The following is an 18291-nucleotide window of genomic DNA, read 5'->3' as shown; positions in this document are numbered from 1 at the left end:
CCCGCCACCTGGCGAAGCGCTCCCCGGGAGGAGGAGTCCGTGTTCCGCAGAGTCGCCGTCGTCAACCGCGGGGAACCCGCGATGCGGGCCATCCGCGCGATCCGCGAGCTCGACGCCGAAGGTGCGACGATCCGCAGCATCGCCCTGTGCACCGAGGAAGAATGCGACGCGGCGTTCGTCCGCGCCGCCGACGAAGCGCACTGCCTGGGCCCCGCCTCCGCCCGGCCGTACCTGGACATGTCCACATTGGAGCGCGCGCTGGTGGCCACCGGTGCCGAGGCGGCGTGGCCCGGATGGGGCTTCGTCGCCGAGGATCCGGCGTTCGCCGAGCTGTGCGCGCGCATCGGCGTGACCTTCGTCGGCCCGGACGCGGCGGTGATGCGCAGGCTCGGCGACAAGGTGGCGGCCAAGCAGCTCGCCGAGTCGGTCGGCGTGCCGGTCGCGGCGTGGAGCCGGGGCGCGGTCGCCGACCTGGCCGCCGCCCGGGACGCCGCGCGGCGCATCGGCTACCCGCTGGTGCTCAAGGCCGCCGCGGGCGGTGGCGGCCGGGGCATCCGCATCGTCCACGACGAGGACGAACTCGCCGCTGTCTACGACCGCGCCCGCCGGGAGGCGGCCCAGGCGTTCGGCGACGACGCGGTGTTCCTCGAACGGCTGCTGCCCGGGTCCCGGCACGTCGAGGTGCAGGTCCTCGCCGACGGGCAGGGCACGGCGTGGGCGCTGGGAGTGCGAAACTGCTCGGTGCAGCGGCGCAACCAGAAGATCATCGAGGAGTCGGCGTCGCCGCTGCTGAGCCCGGAACAGGTCGCCGGCCTCAAGGAAGTGGCCCGGCGGCTGGTGCTGTCCGCCGACTACCGCGGCGCGGCGACCGTCGAGTTCCTGCACGACCCGCGGACCGGGCGCTCGTCGTTCCTGGAGGTCAACACGCGGTTGCAGGTCGAGCACCCGGTCACCGAGGCGACCACCGGCGTGGACCTGGTCAAGGCCCAGCTGCGGGTGGCCGCGGGCCAGCCGCTGCGCGGCCCCGAACCGGCCGAATCCGGCCACGCGATCGAGGTCCGGCTCAACGCCGAGGACCCGGACCGCGACTTCGCCCCCGCCCCGGGACGCGTCAAGCGGTTCGACCCGCCCGCCGGCCCGGGCATCCGGGTGGACGCCGGGTTCGCCGTGGGCGATGCGGTCCCACCCGACTACGACTCGATGATCGCCAAGATCGTGGCGTTCGGCGACACCCGCGAGGAAGCGCTCAGCCGGGCGCGGCGCGCGCTCGCCGAGACCACGGTGCTGGTCGAGGGCGGCACCACCAACAAGGGCCTGCTGCTCGACCTGCTCGCCGCACCGGAGATCGTCGACGCCACCGCCGACATCGGCTGGGTGGACCGGGCTCGTGACCAGCGGCGCCGGAACGTCCCGGCGGACCGCGGGATCGCCCTCGTCGCGGCCGCGATCGACGGCTACCTGACCGAGGAGGACGCGCGGCGGCGGAGGCTGCTCGCCGACGCCCGCCGCGGCGCGCCGCGGACCACGCCGGACGACGTGCCGACCACCTCCCTCGAACTCGGCTCCGCGGCGCACCGGGTGCGGGTCGCCCGCACCGGCCCGGACCGGTTCCGGGTCGCCGTCGACGACGCCGAGCGGGCGGTGGACGTGCGCTTCGACCGCCTCGACCCGGCGAAGGCCCGCGTCCGGCTCGACAGCGGGAGCTTCGACGTGGTCGTGGACCGCAGCGGCGAGCAGCGCCTGGTGGAGGTCGCCGGGCACGTCCACCGCGTCGGCCACGGCGACCGCGGGGTGCTGCGCTCCCCCGGCCCGGCGCTGGTCGTGGCCGCACCCGCCGCCGAGGGCGAGGAGGTCGCCGCGGGCGATCCGGTGCTGGTGCTGGAGAGCATGAAGACCGAAACGGTGCTGCGCGCCCCGTTCCCGGCCAGGTTGACCGAACTGCTGGTCGCGGTCGGCCACCAGGTGGCGGCCGACGCCGCGCTGGCGCGACTGGAACCGGTCGGCGCCGAACGCCGCGCACCGGCCGCGGCCGACCTCGGCCTGTCCCCCGCCGGCGCGCCCGCGGACCCGGCGCGCAGCGCCGCGGACCTGCGCAACGCCCTGCTCGGCTACGACCCCGATCCGGTGGACGAGCAGCGGATTCCGCACGACTACGCGACCGCCCACCGCGGCGCGCGGCCGGTGGCCGCCGAGGTCGAACTGCTGCACCTGTTCGCCGACATCGCCGACCTGACCCGTCGCGCCCCGGCGCCGCACGACGACGTGGCGAACCCGCGCGAGCAGTTCCACGCCTACCTGCGCTGCCTCGACGTGGACGCGGCCGGTACGGCACCGGCGTTCCGCGACCGGCTGCGGAGGATCCTCGGCCACCACGGGATCACCGACCTGGCGCGCTGCGAGGCGCTGGAAGCGGCCGTGTTCCGCGTGCACCTCGCCCAGCAGCGCCGCACCGCGACCGCCGAGGCGGCCTCCGCCGTGCTGCGCGGGTGGCTGACCGGTCCCCCACCCGCCGAAGACCTGCGCGACGCCGTGGAAGGAGTGCTGGAACGGCTGGTCACCGCGCTCCCGGACGCCTTCGGCGGGGTCGCCGAACTGGCGCGACGGGTGTTGTTCCACCGGATCGTGCAGCCGAGGGCGCGGCGCGCCCGCGCCCGCGCCTACGCCCGCGCGCGCGAGCACCTGCGCCACCTCGACGAAAACCCCGCGGCCCCGGACCGCGAGCGCCGGATCGCCGCCGTCACCGGGTGCCGCGAACCGCTGGAACCGCTGCTGGCGCGGCGCATCGACCGCACCGGCGTCGAGCTCGGGCCGCTGCTGGAAGCGCTGCTGCGCCGCCGCGTCCCGGCCCGGGTGCGCAGCTTCGAAGTGGACGGTCGCACGTTCGCCGCGGCCGAGCGCGAGGGGGCGCTGTGGCTGACCACGGCGGCGGAGCTCGACCAGTTGCAGGCCACGGCCGGGGCGAGCGCGAAAGTCGCCGGCGAGCGGGCCCCGGGCGACACCGACGTCGACATCCACCTCGGCGGCCCCGGACCGTGGCCGGACCCGGACACCGCGGCGGCCGAACTGGCCCGCGCGCTCGACCGCGCCGCGCCGCGCGGCGAGGTGCGGCGCTGGACCCTCTCGCTGCTCGACGCCTCCGGGAGCAGGCACTTCACCTTCCGCCCCAGGCCGGACGGCGTGGTGGAAGCGCGCGGCGAACGCGACGTGCACCCGGCCCTGCGGGAACGGTTGGGCCTGTGGCGGTTGCGCGAGTTCGACGTGACCCGACTGCCGTCGGTCGACGAGGACGTGCACCTGTTCCGCTGCGACCGAGATTCCACTGTGGACTCGCTGGTCGCGGTGGCGCTGGTTCGCGACCCGCTGCCGCGGCGCGACGCGGACGGGCGCGTCGTGGCGCTGCCGGGTGCGGAGACCGCGCTGGCCGCCGCCACCGAATCGGTCGTCACCGCACCGCAGCGGCGCGAGGCCCAGCTGAGCAGGATCTTCCTCGAAACATCCGCCCCGACCGGGCTCACCGCCGAGGACCTGAACGGGATCGCGCACCGCTTCTCGCCAGCGCTGCGCGCCGGAGTGGCCGAGATCCGGTTCCGCGACGGCGGCACCGAATTTCACATCCGGCGCGAACCCACCTCCGCCCGGATCCGGGTGCGCGCCGTGCCGACCGCACCGGTCGAGCCGGTCGACGACCTGGGCCGACGCGTGCTGCGCGCGCACCGCCGCGGCACCGCGCACCCGGTCGACCTGGTCGACCTGCTCACCCGGGACGGCGGCAGCTTCACCGAGCACGACCTCGACGACACCGGCGCACTGCTCCCCGTCGAACGGCCGCTCGGCCGCCACCGCGCGGGAATCGTGGTGGGCGTGGCGAACACCCCGACCCCGCGGCACCCGGCCGGTGCCCGGCGGGTCGTGCTGCTCGGCGACCCGACCAGGGCCCTGGGCGCGTTGGCCGAACCGGAGTGCGCCAGGGTGATCGCCGCGCTGGACCTGGCCGAGCGGATGCGGGTGGCGGTGGAGTGGTACGCGCTGTCCGCGGGCGCGAAGATCTCGATGGACTCCGGTACCGAGAACATGGACTGGGTGGCCGCGGCGCTCAAGCGGATCGTCGAGTTCACCCAGGGCGGCGGGGAGATCAACGTCGTGGTCGCGGGCATCAACGTCGGCGCCCAGCCGTACTGGAACGCCGAAGCCACGATGCTCATGCACACCAAGGGGATCCTGGTGATGACGCCGGACTCGGCGATGGTGCTCACCGGCAAGAAGGCGCTGGACTTCTCCGGCGGGGTGTCGGCCGAGGACAACTACGGCATCGGCGGCCACGACCGCGTGATGGGGCCCAACGGGCAGGCCCAGCACTGGGCGCCCGACCTGGCCGGTGCGCTCGACGTGCTGCTGGCCCACTACGACCACACCTACGTCACCCCCGGCGAACCCGGGCCGCGCCGGATCGCCACCACCGACCCCGCCGACCGGGACATCCGCGACCACCCGCACGAGGTCGCCGACTGCGACCTGACCGCGGTCGGCGACATCTTCTCGGCCGAGCACAACCCGGACCGCAAGAAGCCCTTCGACATCCGCACCCTGCTGCGCGCCGTGTCCGACCAGGACCACCCGGTGCTGGAACGCTGGGCGGCGATGGCCGGTGCGGAGACGGCGGTGGTCACCGACGCGCACCTCGGCGGATTCCCGGTGTGCCTGCTCGGCGTGGAGTCCCGCCCGCTGTGCCGCCTCGGGTTCCCGCCCACCGACGGGCCCGCCACCCACACCGCGGGAACGCTGTTCCCGCTGTCGGCGAAGAAGGTGGCCCGGGCGATCAACGCCGCCAGCGGGAACCGGCCGCTCGTGGTGCTGGCCAACCTGTCCGGCTTCGACGGCTCACCGGAGTCCATGCGCACCCTGCAACTCGAATACGGCGCCGAGATCGCCCGCGCCGTGGTCAACTTCCGCGGCCCGATCGTGTTCTGCGTCGTTTCCCGCTACCACGGCGGCGCGTTCGTGGTGTTCTCCAAGGCGCTCAACCCGAACATGACGGTCCTCGCGGTGACCGGCTCGCACGCCTCGGTGCTCGGCGGCGCCCCGGCCGCCGCCGTCGTCTTCGCCGGCGAGGTCGACGCCCGCACCGACCGCGACCCCCGGGTCCGCCGCGCGGCACCCGACGAGGCACCGCGGGTCCGGGAGTCGGTGCGGGTGGAGAAGCTCACCGAGGTCGCCGCCGAGTTCGACGCGGTGCACGACGTCCGGCGCACCGTCGAGGTCGGCTCGGTGGACGAGATCGTCGAACCCGCCGAGGTGCGCCCCCGCATCATCGCCGCCCTGGAACGCGGACTCGACGGCCGGGGACGGTGAGCGCGAACCCCGGGCCGCCTCCCAGGCCCTCGAAGCCAGCGGATCTTCCGGGGTGCGCCCCTCACCCGGCGGTGCGGTGCCGGACGATCTCGACGATCCAGACCAGGAAACCGGCCGCCGGGAACAGCGCTCCGAGCAGGCACACGCCGGACCACCCCCAGTGCGCGTAGCTCACCGCCGACAGGGCGCTGCCCAGTGACCCGGACGCGAAGTACGAGGTCATGTAGGCGGTGTTGAGACGGCTGCGCGCGTCCGGGCGCAGCGGGTAGAACAGGCTCTGGTTGCTGATGTGGGTGCCTTGGATACCCAGGTCCAGCAACGCCACGCCGATCGCCAGCGCCACCGCGCTGCGCGCGCCCAGCGCCAGCAGGACGAAGCCGACCGCGGTGGCGGCGACGAACGCGCCCGTCTGGACCCGCGCATACCCCTTGTCCGCGGTGGCACCGGCGAACTTGGCGGCCGGGGCATCCGCTCGCGAGGCACGAGTCGGTGGCCCTGGCGGAGCTGGCAGCCGAGCCGTTCGTCGACTTCCAGGCGGGGCCGGGCCTGCAGACGGTGATCGAAGGGCTGTGCGCCCGGGCGTCGTTGTCCCGCCGGATCCGCTTCCGCGTCGGGCAGATGAACCAGTTGCTGTCGCTGGTCGGGCACGGGCTCGGGGTCGCGATCGTGCCGGAGCCGATCGCCCGCCGCAGCGGGCTGGCGGTGGTCGGGATCAACGACCCCCGGGCGCACCGCCACCTCGCCCTCGTCGCGCGCGGCCGGGTCCCGTCCAACCCGGCCGCACGCGCATTGCTGGAACTCGCCGACGTGCCGGACCCATGACCGGACTCGCACACCGGTCCGGTGACGCCCCCGGATAGCCGAGACGGCCGCTGAGGTTCCGCTCCCGGCACCGCCTCGCACAACGAGTTCGAAGACAGGCTCTCTTGCCCGCTACCGCTGCGCGGCGAAGCGGACGAGGGTGTTGTTGGGGCGGAGGTTGCGGATCGGCGGCCAGCTGCCCATGTACGGGTTGAGGTAGCGGAAGGTGAGCCCGCGGCCGGGCGGGTAGCCCACGTCCCGGACCTCCGCGACGGCGGGGTGCAGGGCGAACAGCCGCTTGCGGAGCTGGTCGACGCTGGCGCCCCAGCGCAGCGGCGGCAGCTTGTACCGGTCGGCCTGCTTGGCGTCGCGGCCGCGCATCATCAGCCGGTCCAGCAGGGTCCCGCCGGAAGCCGACCGGGTCAGCCAGGGCGGCATCGCGTCGAACATCAGCCACGCGCCGGGGAAGCGCTGCGCGCACGCGCGGATCAGTCCCATCGCCTCGGCCTCCTCCAGGTACATCAGCAGCCCCTGGATGCTGATGAACAGCCCGTGCGACGGGTCGACCTCGTCCATCCACGCCTCGTCGAGCGCCGAGCAGGACAGGTTGCGCAGCCGGTCGGTGTCCGGCAGGTACTTGCGGCGCACCTGCATGGTCTCTTCCAGGTCCACCGACAACCAGCGGACCCGGCCGTTGTCCACCCGCCGGAACTGGGTCTCCAGCCCGTCGGCGAGCGCCACCACGGTGCCGTCCGGGTTGGCCGCCAGGAACTCCCGGATCCGGTCGTCGAAGCACTTCGCGCGCAGCGCGAGCGCGATGTGCGGATGCCCGAACTGCGCGGCGAACGGGTAGTCGATGGAATCGACGATGGCGACGGCGTCCGGGTCGTCGAGCAGGGCGTCCGGGCGGCGCGACTCCGCCGCCCGGCAGTACAGCGTCCAGAGCAGCGTCTCCGGAACGCCCTGCAGCTCAACCTTCGCCCGCGGCTCGGCCATCCTCGTTCCCTCCCTCGTCGTTGCGCAGGATTCGACGCAGCTGCCGGGACTGCGCGAGCAGGGTACCGGCGCTGTCCCACAGGTCCGCCTCGTCGACGCACCACCCGTGCCCGCTGCTGACGTTGCGCTGGACCACCAGCACGTCGTCGTCGACCGGCTCGGTCGTCAGGTCCGCGTGCAGGTGCACGGACAGCTCGGCGGACACGACCGGCACCGGCTCGGTGACCAGCGGGTAGATCCCCGGCGGCATCACGTCGGTCAGCACGATGGCGACCAGCGAGTCGGCGGGCACGTCCGGCCGCAGCCGGAACCAGTACGCCATTTCCGATTCCGCGGATCCGGCCATCGGAATGCCCCCGCTACCGTAGCGGATCACGAAGTGCCTGCCGAAGGGGACGAGTTCGGCGGGGAACTCGATCTCCAGGCTGTCCTGCGGCGCCGGGACTTCCGGTGCGGTGACGCGCCGCTGCGGTGGCGGGCCGTCGGTGCTGCGGGCGAACACGGAGGACGCCAGCAGCACCGGTGTCCCGTCCTGCGTCGCGCGCACGGTGACGAAGTGGCTGCTGCGCCCGGCGCGTTCCAGGGTCGCGGCGAACGAGATCGGCCCGTCGGCGGGGCTGCGCAGGAACTGGGCGTGGGTGGCGCGCGGCGGCAGGTCGTCGTCGACCAGGTCGGCCGCGGCCCGCGCCGCGAGGGCGCCCAGCAGTCCGCCCTGCGGTCCCAACCACGCCCACCACGAGCGCGGCACCTCGACCTCCCAGCGCCCCGGCCCTTCGCGCACCGCGCCGCTCGACTTCACCAGGGGATGCGACTCGTCGTTCACCGTTGCGCCTCACTTCCAGTCGTCCGGGCGGGGCCGTCGGCGAGTGCGAGTGGAACCGCGCTGAGCAGTTCGTTCGACAGGTGCAGGCGTTCGGCCAGGGCGTAGGCGGTGGCCGCGTCCCGCTCGTCGAGCCGCGGGCTGCGATCCCCCGCCCGGTCCAACAGCACGGCCAGCACCGGCGACAGCCATTCGGCGGAACCAGCGGGCAGACTACACAAGATCCGTTCCCGGTTGAACCACCACAGGCAGACGCAGGCCGCCGCGGCGTGCAGCAGGCAGAACCGGGCGGCGAGGTCGAGGCGGCGCGGGTCGTCGGCCGGGGCGCCCGCCCGCAACCGGTGCATCGCCCGGACCACACCGGTCAGCCGCGCTTCGACCCGCCGCACCCGCGCGGCCGCGGTGCTCTCGCCCGCGCCGCGCAGCGCGGCGGCAGCGGACGCGGCGACGCCGGGGAACGCGGCGCTGACCGGGTCCGCGCCGCGCAGCGCGAGGTCCAGCCGGTCCAGGCGCAGCGGTGGCAGCCGGTCGTCGAGCCGGAACGCGGCCGCGACCTCGTCGGGCACGGCCGTTTCCGGTGCGTCCGCGGGGAACTGGGCGACCAGCGAGGCGATCGCGCGCAGGTTGGCGTCCGGCGCGGTGTCGATGTGCCGGACGACGAGGTTGTCCCGGCGGGCGATGTCGAAGGCGGCGAACGGGCCGTCGCGCAACACGCTCCGCGCGCCCAGCACGTCCGAGCACAGCGCGAAGACGTCCGCCGACAGCTCGGTGGCGACGCGCTTGGCCACGCCGGACCACAGGCACTGCGCCGCGGGCAGCGCGTGCATCCCGCGCGCGGCCGTCAGGGCGACGGCGTCGCAGGCCAGCACCAGCGCGGCGGCGGTCGCGACGGCGCGTCGCGGCTGCGCGTGCCCGACGAGCGCGCGTCCGCCGAAGTCGTGGCCGCGGGCGAACTCCAGCGCCAGCCGCAGCCCGGTGTCCGCGCAGCCCAGGTTCGCCGCCGTGCTCAGCACCCGCACCAGCTGCATGACCTTCAGGGCGATCTCCACCCCGTGGCCGACTTCCCCGAGCACGCAGTCCGCGGGCACCTCGACGTCGTCGAAGCGGACTCCGGTGGACTCGATGCCGCGCAGACCCCCGGTGCCGACCGGTCGCTCGCGCCGCACGGCGGCCAGCTGCTCGCCCCGCAGCAGCACCGCGGTGAACGCGGCCGGGCCGCGGCCGCCGGTGCGCGCCACGACGACCAGCGCGTCGCAGCGCTCGCCGACGCCGACCAGCCATTTGCCGCCGTTGAGCCGGAAACCGCCGGACGCGTGCGGGTCGAGCCGGCACTCGTTGGCGAGCAGATCGCTGCCGTGCGCGGACTCGGCCATGGCGAACCCGACGACACCGCCCCCGGCGAGCAGCCGCACGACCTCCTCCCGCTGCCGCGCGCTGCCGGCCAGCAGGACGCACCCCGCGCCGGTGACGCTGAACATGGACGCCGGCATCGCGGCACCGTCGCGCCGGGACACCAGGCGCGCCATCAGCACGGTTTCGTCCAGTGTGGACAGCAGGCCGCCGTGCTCGGGCGGGACGAAGGACAACCCCAGCCGCGGGCCGAGTTCGGACGCGAACTCCGCCGGGAACCGCGCCCCGGCGTCGCGCGCCACCGCCGCGGCGAAACCGAACGGGTTCGCCGGATCGCGCGGGTCGCCGAGCAGCTGCTCCAACCCGGCGGCGGCCGGGTACCCGGCCGCCGTGTCGAGGGCCGTCATCGCGCTCCTCCCGGCTGCGGCCGGTAGCGGGCGCAGCTCGCCGGGATCCGGATGCCGGACACCGCCAGCTGGTTGACCCGGATCGCGTACGCCGCGCCCCGCACCAGCTGCTGCGCGACGTCGGCGACGTGCCGGTTCGCCGCGGGCTCCAGGTGGCTGCCGCGCACCCAGTCGTTGAACGCGCCCATCGCCGGACCGCACCAGATCTGGTAGTCCACCGTCCGGTCCGGTTCCCCGCCGGTCGCCCACGCCGAGGACATCCCGAGGTACCAGCGGAACACCAGCGCCATCCGGCGCTTGGGGTCGTCGGCGGCGCGACGCACCTGCTCCGGATCGCGGCTGTCGAAGAAACCCACCACGTCCGACCAGATCTCGTCGAACGAACGCCGGAAGATCTGCTGCTCCAGGCGGTTCCGCTCCGCCTCGGGGATGTCGTCGAGCCCGGCGCAGCCGCGGTACAGCTCGTAGAGGCGGCGCGCGCGCATCGGGAACATCGTGCCCTTCTTCAGGGTCTGCACGTCCACGCCCAGCTCGAACATGTCCGCCGCGGGCGCCATCTCGCAGTCGGTGATGCCCGCGGCCGCCAGCAGCTCCCGGGCCGCCGGTGAGATCCCCGACTCCACGCAGGACTGGTTGACCGAACCGCTCACCACGTAGTCCGCGCCCAGCGACAGCGCGGCCGCGATCGACTCCGGGGTGCCGATCCCCCCGGCGGCCCCGAGCCGGATCTCCACCGGGCGGCGGTACTCCCGCCGCACCTCGTCGCGCAGTCCGGCGATCACCGGGAACAGCGCGGTCAACGGGCGGCGGTCGGTGTGCCCGCCGGAATCGGCCTCCACCGTGATGTCGTCGGCCATCGGCACGGCGCGGGCCCACTCGGCCTGCTCCGCGGTGATCAGCCCCTCCCGCAGCAGCGCGGCGACGTGCTTGTCCGGCGCCGGGCGCATGAACGCCGCGGCCACCTCGGGCCGGGAGACCTTGGCGATGAGCCGGTTGGCGGGCACCGGTTCTCCCCCGGCGCCCCGGACCAGCCCGGCCGCGCGGTAGCGCACCACATTCGGCGTGACGTCCATGAACGCCGACGCCTCCACGCAGCGGACCCCGTGCCGCAGGTAGGTCTCGACGGTGGCGCGTTCCAGGGCCTGCTCGCTGGGGCTGTGGATCAGGTTGGCCGCGAACGGCGCGTCCGGGATCTCCCGGGCGAACCGCAGCAGCGCGGACTCGATCCGGTCGGGCAGCAACCCGGCCGAACCGAACGAGGCGAGGAACCCGGCCCGCGCCATCGCGATGACCAGTTCCTCGGAGGCGACCCCGTTGGCCATCGCCCCGCTCATGTAGGCGTAGTCCACGCCGTGCGCGGCGCGGAACCGCGACGATCCCAACCGCTGCGGGGGCAGCGGCCCGACGGCGGGCAGCGCGCGGCCCCCGGCCGGCGGCGGGGTGTTGCTCAGCCCGATCCCCCGCTCGGTGTCCACCGCGTAGCACGGCGAGTCCAACCGGGCGAGCACGCCGCGGATCCCGTCCGGTTCGGTGCACGCCACGGGCGCCGAACCGTTGGTGGTGATCGACATTCAGCTTCCCTCCACATCGGACGGTTGCGCTCGCCGGACGGCCACCGCCACGCCACCGACCTGGTAGATCCGCAGTCCGGACTTCCACACGCTCGCGTCGGCGATCACCACCACCCGGTCGTCCTCCCGGCGGATGTCGGTGACGTGCGCCTCGAACGTCATCTCCGGGTCGGTCCGCGACACCTGGCCGCGGTACTTCCAGGTGAGCTCCACCCCGGTGGCCATCGCGAACTCGGCGGGTCCGAGGTCGTCGGCGAGCCCGGTGTCGATCACGAACACCTGCAACGCCTGGATGACCGACTCCACGCCCAGCGAGCCGGGCATCACCGGGTCCAGGTGGAAGTGGCGGTCGAAGTACCAGTCGGCCGGATCGATGCGCCGCCTGCCGCGCACGTAGCCCAGGCCGTGCGCGCCGCCGTCGGCCACGAGGTCGACCGAGTCCACCAGCCGCAGATGCCCGTCGGCCAGCCGCAGTCCGGTGCCGGGTGCGGGCCGGAACCACGCGTCGTCCGAGCGCACCGGCACCGTGCGGACCCGGTCGGGGGCGATCTCCTGCTGCTCCAACCAGGTGGGCACGTGCCTGCCGCCGTCCAGCCCCACCTGGTGGGCCAGCGCCTGCTCGCTGAAGTAGCCGTAGGTGGACTCCCCGACGTAGCAGGTCCGGCCGTCGACCTCCAACCGGTACCGGAAGCTCTGGATGATCGCGCCCGACATGGCGTGGCTGGACAGCAGCTCCGACTCCTGCCGGATCGTGCGGTCCCGCAGGTCGACGTCGGCGACCAGGGTGGCCCGGCCGTCGAGGTTGCGGATGCCGTAGTCGGTGTCCGGGTCGGCCAGCGTCGGTCCCAGGTAGTAGCCCAGCAGGATCGCCGACTGCAGGGAGGTTTCCATGAACACGCAGTTCGGCATGTGCGGGTTCGAGTTCTCGGTGAAGTACCAGGCTTCCCGCGGCGCGTCGTACTCGGTCACCAGCTGCGCCCCGGGTTCCAGCACGCCGCGGGTGCCGTCCAACCGCAGCATCCGGTCGGTGAACAGGAAGTCCCCGTTCGGGATGTACGGGGCGCGGCGGCCCCGGTAGATCTCGAACTCCGGTCCCATCGCGGTGGCCAGGTCGCCCTGGGCCGCGTGCGCGGCGTGGAACTCGTTCATGATGACCGGCTCGCCGCGGTGGTTGCGGCGGCCGAGGAACGGCGGGATGCCGCCGCGCTCCGGCCGGTGCGGGGTGCCGGGCTTCTCCCGGATCCGGATGCCGAAGTCGTTGACCACCATGATCGGCTTGTCGCCTTGGTACACGGTGATGTCGGCGATCACGGTGGGGCGCGGCAGCATGGTGATGTCGGTGATCTCGGCGTGGTACCGGATGTCCGGCGATCCGGGGATCACCTGGCTGCGCACCTTGAACTCGGTGCGCAGCCCCGGAACGGCCTGGAACTCCGCGTCCGGGAACACCAGGTGCAGCCCCAGGTACATGGCGAAGACCTGCAACAGCTGGGTGCCGCCCTCCCCGATCAGCGAGCCCGGCAGCACCGGGTCGCCGACGAAGTGGCAGCCGAAGTACCAGGCGTCCGGGTCGACGCGGTGCACCGCTTCGATCTCCCCGAGCCCGCACGGCCCGCCGAGCCGGTCGATGCGCACCACCTCGTCGAGCATCCGCATCCTCCCGCCCGGCAACCGCACCGACGGGTTGCACCCGTCGGCGCGCTGGTCCCACTCCGGGCCGAACACGGCACCGAGGTCTCCGGCCGCCAGCTTCTCCAGGTCCTCCCCGGAAAGCCGGGTGCGGTCGGTGCGGACGAGCGGTTTGAACCGGCGCCGCACCGGTTCACCGCGCCGCGCCCGGGTCGGGTCGGGCAGCATCACGCCCGGTGAGGCGGCCAGCTCCGCGTCGGTGAAGAACCCGCCGCAGCCGTCCTCCAGCTCCAGGACCAACTCGCCGTCCGCGTAGCAGCGGTAGCCGAAGAAGAACAGCAGCCGGTCGTCGTTCCACACCATGCGGTCGATGCGGATGTCGTAGCGCAGCGTCTGGCCCTCGCGCGGCAGGTCGCCGTGGAAGACCATCGCGCTGTCCAGCAACCGGTACTTGCGGGTGCCGCCGTGCCGCAGGTCGACGCCCAGGTAGGAGGCCAGCAGCAGCACGCACTGCCCCGCCTCGACGGTCACCACGCCGGGGACCTGCCCGTCGACGGTGAACCACGCCCCGGCCGGGACGTCGTACTCGGTGCTGATCCGCGGGGTGTCGCCGGTCTCCAGCTCGACGACCCTGGTGGTGAACAGGAACGGCGGCGCGGGCAGCCGCACGCGGCGCGGGAGGGCGTCGATCTCGGCCGCCCACGGCCCGAACACCTCGGCCACCTCGCCTTCGGCGAAGGCCACCAGGTCCCGTTCGGTCCACAGCACGTTCGGCGAGTCCTCGACCGGCGCGGTCTCCAGCCCGGCCAACGCGATCTGCTGCAACGTGGCCTGGGTGCGCAGCACCGCCTGGTGGGCCTGCGCGATGCTGCCGGCGAGCGCGGCCAGCGGTCGCGCCCCCGTCCGGTCGGGCACCGGCTGCGGTGCGGTCGTCCGGTCGGGCACCGGCTGCGGTGCCGCCACCGCGAGCTGCGCGGCGGGCGGGGTGGCCCCGGCGTCGGCGGTGTCCGCCGCGGGGAGCGGGACCGGTGCGACGAACGGCTCGCCGTCGAACTCGATCCGCTCCTCGAACGGCTCCGGCGCTTCCGGTTCGCCGACCGGCGCCAGCACCGCCTCCGCGCCGCGGCGCACCCGCTCGGCGCCGGGATCGGCCCACCGCACGGTGTGCAGCATCCGCGGCTGGGGTTCCTCCGGCGCACCGAGCAGCCTGCTCACGTCGACCCGCATGCCGTGGCTGATCAGCCTGGCCAGCGCCGTGGGCAGCGCGGTGCCGGTGGACGCGCCGCGGCGGTCGATGGACACCGCCAGGTGCGGTTGCGCGCCGAGGGTCTGGTCGATCCACCGAGTGCAGGTGGCGTTCGGGCCGACTTCGACGAAGAACCGGTACCCCCGGTCGTAGGCCACGCGGGTCAGCCGCTCGAAGTCCAGCGTCCGGGCCAGCGTCGCGGCGACCCGGCTGGCCAGGCCCGCGGTGTCGTCGGTGTCGACGTCGCCGTAGTCGTAGGCGGTCAGCAGTTCCAGGTCCGGCGGTTCGCCCAGCGGGTAGTCGGCCAGCGCGGTCAGCTCCGGCATGACCGGGTCCACCAGCTCGCAGTGCAGCACGTGGTTGGCCGGCGCCTTCGCGGACCGGCAGCCGACCCGGGCGATCACCTCCCGGCAGGACTCCGGAGCACCCGCGATGACCACCTCCTCCGGCGCGTTGACGTGCGTGAGGTGGACGCGTTCGACGCCCCGCATCGCGGCGCGCACCTGCTCGGCCCCGGCCAGCAGCACGTGGGTGGACCACAACTCCCGGTCCGGGACGTCCTCGGCCACGCCCCACGCCTGGCGCACCATGCGCTTGGGCCCGCACAGCTGCTCCCGGAACAGCGGGGTGGCCATGATCGCCGCGTCGTTGGCCGGGGAGTTGCGCCACATCCCGGTCGAGGCCAGCATGCTGCCCTCGCCGAGGCTGTACCCGAAGGCGCCGTCGGGCGCGATGCCGAGCACGTCCCGCAGGACCTGGGTGTGCACCACGGCCAGGTTGCTCCCGGTGACGAGCATCGAGGGCGTGTCGTCGAGCAGGTCGGCCTCCCGCCGCAGCAGCGCCCGGCGGTCCAGCCCGCCGACCGCTCGCGGGTACAGCTGCCGGTGCCGGAACCGCTCCGCGGGCTCTTCGGCGTTGTCCTCGAACAGCGCCAGCGTCCGCGGGAACAGCCGGAACAGGTCGCGCGCCACGCCCGGGTAGGCGGTGAACGCCCCCGGGTAGACGAACGCGACCTTGCCGTGCGGTCCGATCGGGCGGGCGGTGCAGAAGCTGCCCGACGGGGTGGCCCATTCGCCGCCCGCCGCAACGGTCTCCGGCAGGCCGCGCCGCGCGGCTTCCAGCTCCACGCGCATGCCGGCGGCGTCCAGCGCCACCAGCACGGCGGTGAACCGGCCGCCGCTCCGCTCGGCCCACCGCTGCCGGGCCAGCGCGCGCAGGTCCCGGCCGGCGTCCAGTTCCGCCGCGCAGTGCCCGGCCTGTTCGGCGAGCCCGGCGCCGTCGTCGGCGGTCAGCGGCAGCAGCACCGCGCCGACGCCCTCGGCCCAGGTCACCTCGTGCCGCGCACCGGCGGTCCCGGCAGCGGCGACCACGACGTGCGCCGCCGATCCGGTGCCGGTGCTGCTGATCGCCGCGTAGCGCGGCCGGTCCCGGTGCCTGCTCAACCACGGTTGCGGCGCCTCCAGCCGGCAGAACGGCGAACCGTCCGATTCGGACAGTTCAGCGCCGTCGAAGGGGGTCGGCGGCAGGTCCGCGCGGTACTGGCACAGCGCGACCTTCACCAGCGACAGCAGCGCCGAAACCCGTTGCACGTCACCGACGAGCGGGGCCGTACCGCCGACCGCGCAGGAGTGCGGGTCGTCCCCGGCGCGGTACGCGGTCGACAGCGCGGCGAGTTCGCCGCGCCGCTGCGCCTCGGTGGCACCGGCCAGTTCCAGGTAGTCGACGTCGGTCCCGTCGACCCCGGCGGCGTCCAGCCCGGCCCGCGCCGCTTCGGCCACTGCGTCGCTGCCGTGCCGCAGCGCGACGGACTCGATCGTCGCGTAGCCGGTCCGCCGGTCGGCGGTGCGGGTGAGCACCACCGCGGCGGCGGCGTCGCCCAGCGGACCGGGCTCGGCACCGAGTTCGGCGGCCAGCTTCGCCCGCACCACCGTGTTCTCCACCCCACCGGCCAGGTCGACACCGCCGACCACCACCGCCTCGATGGTCGGGTCCAGCAGCAGCAGACCGGCCACTTCGAGCGCCGCGGCACCGGCGGTCGAGTCCGAGGAGACGGTGAACGACGGGCCGCTGAAGTTCCGCGACGCCGAGATGCGGCTGGCCATGATGTTGCCGATGTAGCTGAGCACCTCGTTGGCGCCGAGCGGATCGTGCACGGCGTCGCGCACCGCCGCCACCAGCCGCTCCAGCACGTCCTCGCCGAGCTGGACCCCGGCGCGGGCGCACTCGGCGCGCACGTGGGCGCCGATGTCGAAGCGGGCGCGGTGCTGGTGGGCCCGCGGCTCCATCTCCATCGCGATCACCACCGCGACCCGCGCGGGCTCCGCCTCGCCGCGGGGCGGCACGGCCGGGTAGCCGGCCTCGCACAGCGCCGCTTCGACGGCCTGGAACAGGGCCAGGTGCTGCGGGTTCGAGCCGGGCAGTTCGGCGGGCAGCAGCCGGTAGGCGCGCGGGTCGACCTCGATGCGTTCCAGGTAGCCGCCGGGCGGGGCCGGCCGGTCGGTGAACCAGCGGCCCTCCGGCAGGTCCCGCAGCACCGGCTCGGCGGCGCGGACGACGCGTTCGAACTCGGCGGCGTCGTCGACGTCGCCCACCTTCACGCCCACCCCGGTCACCGCCATCCGCGGGAGGCGCACGTCCGGCGGCGGCTCCGGCTGTTCGGCGGGCGCCGCGGAGAGCACGACGTGCGCGTTCGCGCCGCCGAAGCCGAAGCCGGACACGCCCGCCCGGCGCGGCCGACCGCCGGTGTCCGGCCAGGCGCGCTCGGCGCGCACCACGCGCTCGGCCGCCGCCTCGCCGCCCGCGGGGGACAGCGGCTGCCGCACGCGCGGCGTCGCCGGGATGGTGCCGTGCCGCATCGCGAGCACGGCCTTGATCACGCTCGCCATCCCGGCCGCGCTGAGCAGGTGGCCCAGGTTGCCCTTCATCGAGCCGAGCAGCGGCGGACCGCCGTGGTCGGCGAAGAACTCGGTCAGCCCGACCAGCTCCGCGGCGTCGCCGAGCGGGGTGCCGGTGGCGTGGCACTCGATGTAGTCCACAGTGGAGGGATCGATCCCGGCGTACGCCCGGCGGTACGTCTCCAGGTGGCCTTCCTTCGCGGGCACCAGCAGGTGCTTGCCCGCGCCGTCGTTGCCGAGGCCGATGGCGTCGATCACCGCGTGCACCCGGTCACCGTCCCGGACGGCGTCGGCGAGCCGCTTGAGCACGAACATCCCGGCGCCCTGCCCGACCACGATCCCGCTGGACCCCTCGTCGAACGGCCTGCTGGCGGCGCCGTCGGCGGCCAGCGCCCGCAGGTCCGAGAACGCCAGGTGCAGCAGCACCGGCTCGGGTGCGCACACCGCCCCGGCCAGCATCACGTCGGCGTTGCCGGTGGCGAGCTGGTCCCTGGCCAGCGCCAGCCCGTACAGCGCCGAGGCGCACGCCGCGTCCAACGCCAGCCGCGGCCCGCGCAGCCCCAGCGCCTCGCCGAGCACCGAGGCGGGCAGCCCGGACGGCCACATGTTGCGCGGGTCGACCTCGGGTTCCCCGGACGCGGGCGGGACTCGCAGGCCGGCGGCCCGCAGCCCGTCGCTGACCGCCTCGCGCACCAGCGGCACCGCGAGCCTGCTCGACAGGTCGGTCGGGAAGGAGTAGTTGCCGAGGACCAGACCGGTGCGGCCGGGCGGTTGCGCGGTGTCCAGGCCGGCATCGGCGAGCGCGAGCCGCGCGGTGTGCAGCGGCCAGCGCACCACCCGGTCCATCGCGGCGAGCTCGGCCGCGGGCACCCGCAGCCCGTCGAAGTCCGCCTCGGGTTCGTCGACGAATCCGCCCACAGTGGACGTGATGTGGTGCTGCTGGTCGCCCCAGCCGCCGGGCACCGACGCGCCGTCCCCGAACCGCTCGGGTCCGCCGTCGACGCGGTGGTCGGCCTCGGCCCGCAGGCCGGCCCACAGTTCGTCGGGGCCGCCCGCACCGGGAACCAGGCACGACATGCCGACGATCGCGATCGGTGTGTTGCTCATGGGCATAGCTCCGCATTCGGCTGGAGTGCGCTGCCGGGCCGCGCGCCGGACAGGCCCGGTGCGCGCCCCGGCAGCCGGGGTCTGTTGTCAACTCGCCAGCGGCGGCCGCGTCCTGTCCTCG

At 74.5% G+C, this 18291-nt stretch carries 7 protein-coding genes and 1 pseudogene; 2 read left to right on the top strand and 6 right to left on the bottom strand.

Annotated features, from left to right (window positions below; genetic code table 11):
* Window positions 1-39: 39 nt before the first annotated feature.
* Window positions 40-5349 (top strand): ATP-binding protein, encoded by a 5310-nt coding sequence (locus NV263_RS10680; RefSeq protein WP_263252639.1) that lies wholly within the window; start codon window positions 40-42, stop codon window positions 5347-5349.
* Window positions 5350-5410: 61 nt separating this feature from the next.
* On the opposite strand, the gene NV263_RS10675 is transcribed toward NV263_RS10680, so the two are convergent.
* Window positions 5411-5692: an MFS transporter gene (locus tag NV263_RS10675; protein ID WP_263252638.1), complete on the bottom strand. Its 282-nt coding sequence runs from the start codon at window positions 5690-5692 to the stop codon at window positions 5411-5413.
* A gap of 125 nt (window positions 5693-5817) precedes the next feature.
* Here NV263_RS10675 and NV263_RS10670 point away from each other — a divergent pair.
* Window positions 5818-6171: pseudogene (locus tag NV263_RS10670) on the top strand (LysR family transcriptional regulator substrate-binding protein); the annotation flags it as partial.
* Between the two features lie 111 nt (window positions 6172-6282).
* Here the strand turns inward: NV263_RS10670 and NV263_RS10665 are convergent.
* Genes NV263_RS10665 through NV263_RS10645 form a run of 5 tightly spaced genes read right to left on the bottom strand, consistent with a single transcriptional unit; the run spans window position 6283 to window position 18170 of the window.
* The gene (locus NV263_RS10665; RefSeq protein ID WP_263252637.1) at window positions 6283-7146 is read right to left on the bottom strand and encodes a class I SAM-dependent methyltransferase; all 864 of its coding nucleotides are present in this window, start codon (window positions 7144-7146) and stop codon (window positions 6283-6285) included.
* On the bottom strand, window positions 7121-7969 hold the full coding sequence (locus tag NV263_RS10660) for an acyl-CoA thioesterase (protein ID WP_263252636.1): 849 nt from the start codon (window positions 7967-7969) through the stop codon (window positions 7121-7123). The genes NV263_RS10665 and NV263_RS10660 overlap by 26 nt, the downstream gene beginning before the upstream one ends.
* Complete coding sequence (locus tag NV263_RS10655; RefSeq protein ID WP_263252635.1) at window positions 7966-9723, bottom strand: acyl-CoA dehydrogenase family protein; 1758 nt, start codon at window positions 9721-9723, stop codon at window positions 7966-7968. The genes NV263_RS10660 and NV263_RS10655 overlap by 4 nt, the downstream gene beginning before the upstream one ends.
* Window positions 9720-11294: a PfaD family polyunsaturated fatty acid/polyketide biosynthesis protein gene (locus NV263_RS10650; protein ID WP_263252634.1), complete on the bottom strand. Its 1575-nt coding sequence runs from the start codon at window positions 11292-11294 to the stop codon at window positions 9720-9722. Before NV263_RS10650 ends, NV263_RS10655 begins: the two co-directional genes overlap by 4 nt.
* On the bottom strand, window positions 11295-18170 hold the full coding sequence (locus NV263_RS10645; RefSeq protein WP_263252633.1) for a beta-ketoacyl synthase N-terminal-like domain-containing protein: 6876 nt from the start codon (window positions 18168-18170) through the stop codon (window positions 11295-11297). It lies immediately after the preceding gene.
* Window positions 18171-18291 lie beyond the last annotated feature (121 nt).

The sequence above is a fragment of the Saccharopolyspora rosea genome (genome assembly GCF_025643595.1).
GTDB classification, from domain to species: domain Bacteria; phylum Actinomycetota; class Actinomycetes; order Mycobacteriales; family Pseudonocardiaceae; genus Saccharopolyspora; species Saccharopolyspora rosea.
Note: the sequence above shows the minus strand (reverse complement) of the source record. Positions and strands in the feature narration are given on the sequence as shown.

Excerpts from the sequence above, each read along its gene's own strand:
- NV263_RS10645 (WP_263252633.1), bottom strand. The coding sequence starts at position 18,170 with ATGAGCAACACACCGATCGCGATCGTCGGCATGTCGTGCCTGGTTCCC.
- NV263_RS10655 (WP_263252635.1), bottom strand. The coding sequence starts at position 9,723 with ATGACGGCCCTCGACACGGCGGCCGGGTACCCGGCCGCCGCCGGGTTG.
- NV263_RS10665 (WP_263252637.1), bottom strand. The coding sequence starts at position 7,146 with ATGGCCGAGCCGCGGGCGAAGGTTGAGCTGCAGGGCGTTCCGGAGACG.
- NV263_RS10650 (WP_263252634.1), bottom strand. The coding sequence starts at position 11,294 with ATGTCGATCACCACCAACGGTTCGGCGCCCGTGGCGTGCACCGAACCG.